General features: G+C 41.9%; 2 protein-coding genes. Both read right to left on the reverse strand.

The features are described from left to right. Nucleotides 1–553 (reverse strand): HpsJ family protein (locus F6K53_RS41345; RefSeq protein ID WP_293086156.1); only part of this gene is annotated, 553 nt, incomplete at its 3' end. 48 nt (nucleotides 554–601) lie between these two features. Beyond that, on the reverse strand, nucleotides 602–1,207 hold the full coding sequence (locus F6K53_RS41350) for a cyanoexosortase A system-associated protein (protein ID WP_293086158.1): 606 nt from the start codon (nucleotides 1,205–1,207) through the stop codon (nucleotides 602–604). Nucleotides 1,208–1,568 lie beyond the last annotated feature (361 nt).

Genomic DNA, 1,568 nt, shown 5'->3' on the forward strand with positions numbered 1-1,568 from the left:
CCCTCTCCAATTCTTGAGAATTATTGATATCCGGAGTGCGACCTTCACTACTCAGGCTTGCCAAAAGTTTTTCCATCTCCGCTTCTGTATTTACTTTCTCCAAAGCATCTTTAACTTGTTGGAATTGGGTCATCCCTCGGTTAACTTGAGTAGTAATTTGAGTACTGGCTTGTTTATTAATCCGCACTGTGTTAATAATTCCCAAAGGAATCAGCAAGAAATATAGCACTCCCAGCACCAAAGCTAACCAGGATAAAACCTTCACAACCAGGACTTCCCATCTCTCGCGCCCATGGCGCTCTCCATAAAACACCAGGGCTAAGCCGAGTAAAGGTACAGGCACCCGTTCCACCAATGCCCCTATAGTCTGTAATTCCCAGGCAGGATTCATAAAGTTTGGTGGGATCAACGTTTCAACTACGTCAAATACAGTTAGCACTAAAAGGCCATAACCTATCCAGTGCAACAGAGTCGCAGACCTTAGAACAGAAAAGTTAAACTGCCGTATATCCTCTACGGATTCAGTCAATTTATTGCCATCTAATTTAGTCATATATTAAATATTCCTTCATAATAGGACACGATTGTCGTAAACCTTACCTCAAGGTTTAGGAAAGTGTAAATACCACCAGTCGTACCAGTCAGGCCAAACATTTTCCAGCACTTGATAGGCAGCTTCAGGGGAAGAATTCTCTAGAGGAATAGAAAGATGAGCCCACAGACAACGGTTGTCTTGTAGCTTTACCTGACCCGGTAACCATAGCAGCAGGCGACGGGAGCGTACATCGTAAATATCCCGATTTTTCTTGAACTGATAACTGGTGACTGTACTGCCACCCCGGGGGTTGATACAAGAACTGAGGTAAGCCCGCTCTTGGTACACAAATAAGCGATGAAAACCTATTTTTTTCTGCTGGCGTGACACTATTAATTCTTGACTAGCAGGTTCAATCCCTATGTACTTTTGAAGGAATTTATTAATATCACCCCCGCTCTGAACTAAATAGCGCATCTTTATATCTAGAGGTAAATCATTCTGAATATATCGATAGTGCTTGCCAGCTTGTAGTGTTTTATCAACAGCCGTTTGACCAGTCAAACCTTGACTTTCCAGAGGCTGCCATTCTGGTAAGGGAACTGTAGCTGGAAATTCAAAAGGGGTGATGGGACGAGCGCTTGTAGTTGGATACCAAATTACTTTGCCCATAACTGATAAAGTAGCCCCAAAAACAAAAGCTAGCAGCCAAATACGTAGTGATTTCCAATCGAGCATGACATCAAGGCAAAAGGTAAAAGGCTTGCAGGTCTAGGACATTCTTGGGACTAGAAGCCCTGGGTGTTTATGAGGTTTAAGGTTCTACGCTCTAGAGTTTAGGCTAATGGTTGAATTGCTCTAAGGTTCTAACAAGCCTATGAAGCACAACTTTATTACTACCTAGCCCTGATCTGCTTTTTTTATAGCTAATATCTAATAATGCCTAATACTTAGACTTTAGGTTAGTGGCTTAATCTTCAGTCTTTGGTGCATTCTGTTGAAGTATAAAATTGCAGAAGAAACCGAAAATAAA

It is taken from the genome of Moorena sp. SIO4A1, assembly GCF_010672065.1.
GTDB lineage: Bacteria > Cyanobacteriota > Cyanobacteriia > Cyanobacteriales > Coleofasciculaceae > Moorena.

What these genes read in the sequence shown, in the direction of transcription:
- F6K53_RS41350 (WP_293086158.1), bottom strand. Translation starts at nt 1,207, where the DNA reads ATGGGCAAAGTAATTTGGTATCCAACTACAAGCGCTCGTCCCATCACC.